At 61.1% G+C, this 2,949-nt stretch carries 3 protein-coding genes, 1 pseudogene and 1 riboswitch; of the genes and pseudogenes, 2 read left to right on the forward strand and 2 right to left on the reverse strand.

The annotated features are described in order from the left end of the window. Positions 1-70 precede the first annotated feature (70 nt). A complete protein-coding gene (gene ung, locus FEM54_RS29265) occupies positions 71-763 on the reverse strand; it encodes a uracil-DNA glycosylase (protein ID WP_138453928.1) in 693 nt (230 codons plus the stop codon). Positions 764-898: 135 nt separating this feature from the next. Here ung and FEM54_RS29270 point away from each other — a divergent pair, with 135 nt between their 5' ends. Then, a complete protein-coding gene (locus FEM54_RS29270) occupies positions 899-2,011 on the forward strand; it encodes an enoyl-CoA hydratase/isomerase family protein (RefSeq protein ID WP_138453929.1) in 1,113 nt (370 codons plus the stop codon). On the opposite strand, the gene FEM54_RS29275 is transcribed toward FEM54_RS29270, so the two are convergent. After that, positions 2,008-2,358, reverse strand: a complete 351-nt coding sequence (locus tag FEM54_RS29275; protein WP_138453930.1) for a hypothetical protein — start codon at positions 2,356-2,358, stop codon at positions 2,008-2,010. The genes FEM54_RS29270 and FEM54_RS29275 overlap by 4 nt on opposite strands. A 313-nt stretch (positions 2,359-2,671) precedes the next feature. Next, a riboswitch (guanidine-I (ykkC/yxkD leader) is annotated at positions 2,672-2,775 on the forward strand. Between the two features lie 60 nt (positions 2,776-2,835). Here FEM54_RS29275 and FEM54_RS29280 point away from each other — a divergent pair. Next, positions 2,836-2,949, forward strand: a pseudogene (locus FEM54_RS29280) (putative urea ABC transporter substrate-binding protein); the annotation flags it as partial.

Genomic DNA, 2,949 nt, shown 5'->3' on the forward strand with positions numbered 1-2,949 from the left:
CAATAAATGTATCGGCTGACAGACCGTCATCGCAGGCAAGCCAGCTCCCACATTAGGTTGTGACTAACCTTTAGAGTGGCGGCAACCGCCACTCAATCGGCGTCTCGCCATTCTGCTCAAGAAACTTGTTGGTACGACCGAAGTGCCCACACCCCAAAAACCCGCGATACGCCGACAACGGCGACGGGTGCACCGAGGTCAGCACCAGGTGCTTGGTCGCATCCACCAGCTTTTGCTTGCCCTGCGCATGGGCGCCCCACAACAGGAACACCAGGTGCGGCTGGTGCTCGCTGACCACTTCGATCACACGATCGGTAAAGAACTGCCAGCCCTTGCCCGCGTGGGCATTGGCATTCGCGCGCTCCACGGTCATGGTGGTGTTGAGCATCAGCACGCCCTGGTCGGCCCAGCTTTGCAGGCAGCCGTGGTTGGGAATGTCGATGTTCAGGTCGCGCTTGAGTTCTTTGTAGATATTGACCAGCGACGGCGGCGTTGGCACGCCCGGTTGTACCGAGAAGCACAAGCCATGAGCCTGGCCGGGGCCGTGGTACGGGTCCTGGCCGAGGATCACCACCTTGACCTTGTCCAACGGCGTTGAGTTGAGCGCATTGAAGATCAGCGGGCCAGGCGGGTAGATCTCTTTGCCGGCGGCATGTTCCTGGCGCAGGAACTCGCGTAGTTCGGCCATGTAGGGCTTGTCGAACTCATCCCGCAGGGCGTGTTTCCAGCTGGGTTCGAGTTTGATGCGGTCGCCTTCGGTCATGGTGTGTTCATCGTGTAAAAAAGAATGGGCGAACCCTAGGAAAGCCGACCCCGCTTGTCAATTGATCTGACACATCATCGGCACTTTCCTTTGAAGCGTTCATACTGAACCTTCACTTTCTCGATTGAGGTCACGATGAACCTGCACTTCGAAGAGCTGACCGGCAGCGACGGTGCCCGCCTCGGCATCGCCAGCCTGGACGCGGAAAAATCCCTCAACGCACTGTCCCTGCCCATGATCCTGGCCTTGGACGAACGCCTGGAGGCCTGGGCCAAAGACCCGAATATCGTGTGTGTACTGCTGCGCGGCAATGGCCCCAAAGCCTTTTGCGCCGGTGGCGAAGTCCGCAGCCTGGCCCAGGCCTGCCGTGAACTCCCCGGCGAAGTGCCCACCCTGGCCGCGCAGTTCTTCGCCGCTGAATACCGCCTCGACTACCGCCTGCACACCTACCCCAAACCGCTGATCTGCTGGGGACACGGTTATGTGCTCGGCGGTGGTATGGGCCTGCTGCAGAGCGCTTCGGTGCGTATCGTCACACCGAGCAGCCGCCTGGCCATGCCCGAGATCAGCATCGGCCTGTACCCGGATGTCGGGGCCAGTTGGTTCCTGTCGCGGTTACCGGGCAAGCTGGGGTTATTCCTTGGCCTCACCGGCGCCCATATCAACGGCCGCGATGCGTTGGACCTGGGCCTGGCCGACCGTTTCCTGCGCGATGACCAGCAGGAAGCGTTGATAGATGGCCTGCTGCAATTGAACTGGCAGGAACAAACCGCGATGCAGCTCAACAGCCTGCTCAAGGCGCTCGCCCAGGAAGCCGTTGACCAGCAACCCGAAGCGCAATGGCTGCCGCGCCGTGCGCAGATCGACGAATGGCTGGATGTGGCTGATGTGCGCTGTGCCTGGCGCGCCTTGAGCCCGTTACGTGAGCACGCCGACCCGCTGTTCAGCCGCGCCGGCAAAAACCTGAGTGAAGGCTGCCCGCTGACCGCGCACCTGGTGTGGGAGCAGATCCAGCGGGCGCGGCACCTGTCGTTGGCCGAGGTGTTCCAGATGGAATACACACTGAGCCTCAATTGCTGCCGTTACCCGGAGTTTGCCGAAGGCGTGCGGGCGCGCTTGATCGACAAGGACCAGACGCCCCATTGGCACTGGCCGGATATCAATACCATTCCCGACGCCGTGGTCGAAGCGCACTTTCACAAGGCTTGGGAAGGACGGCACCCGCTGGCGGATTTATCCGACATCTAACGGTGCCCCCCACCATGCCCACCGCCTCGGTTGCCGCCCTGGTTATGCCCACCACCATTGCCCCAACGGTTACCACCGCCCCAACCCTGGTTCGGATACGGCCGGTAACCGGGCCGTGGGTAGTAGCGCGGCGCCGGCTGGTAATAACGCGGCGCCGAATAATAGCGCGGCGGCGGCGCGTAATAGCTGCGTCCGTATTGGTAGTAAGCAGGGCCGCCGTAGTAATAAGCGGGCGCCGGTGCGGTGTAGACCTCGGAGCGGTAGTAAGTGGCGCCACCGTCGTAATAGGGCACACACGCGGAGAGGGTCAGGCCAAATAAAGCGCTAAGCAGCAGTCGTCGATACATGGCGGCCTCCTGGACCGCTGGGGAGCACCTTCAGCGACGCTGAAGGGCGGCATTCGTCTTTCAATGAATGACGAAATATCTGACATCAAAAACCGAATCTGGTGCGTTTTTGACACAGTTTGAAATACCTGTTTCGGACGAACTGAACGCCTCATTGCAGTGCGACGGCGCACCAGCACAACGCACGTCAGCGCACCAGCCAACCACCACCTCGCTGCAACCCCGCGCCCTAGAGGCCCACCCACCACTTGGCACGACTCTCGCTTTAGCAAGCCTGTGCAGGATTCATCACAGGTTCGCGGCACCACAATTTGCAATGGCCGACTAGGGTTCCGGCTCGCTTGAAAAGCGAGTGGCTGGTCCGAGAGTTGGCGACCTCCAGTTGAGGTTACACGGCGGGATAAAAGCCCGGGAGACAAGCCACCGTTCACGGTGCCGCGTTGCTCCTGCTCGCCCATGTTCAACTGGAGAAGCCCCATGCCCACAATCCGTTTACCCGCCCTGCTCGCCGCCGCCTTCGCCGCCGTGCTGAGCTTTCAAACCCAAGCCGCGACCAAAGACCACTTCAGTGTGTGCTGGACTATCTATGCC

The sequence above is a fragment of the Pseudomonas edaphica genome (assembly GCF_005863185.1).
In the GTDB taxonomy this organism is placed as follows: domain Bacteria; phylum Pseudomonadota; class Gammaproteobacteria; order Pseudomonadales; family Pseudomonadaceae; genus Aquipseudomonas; species Aquipseudomonas edaphica.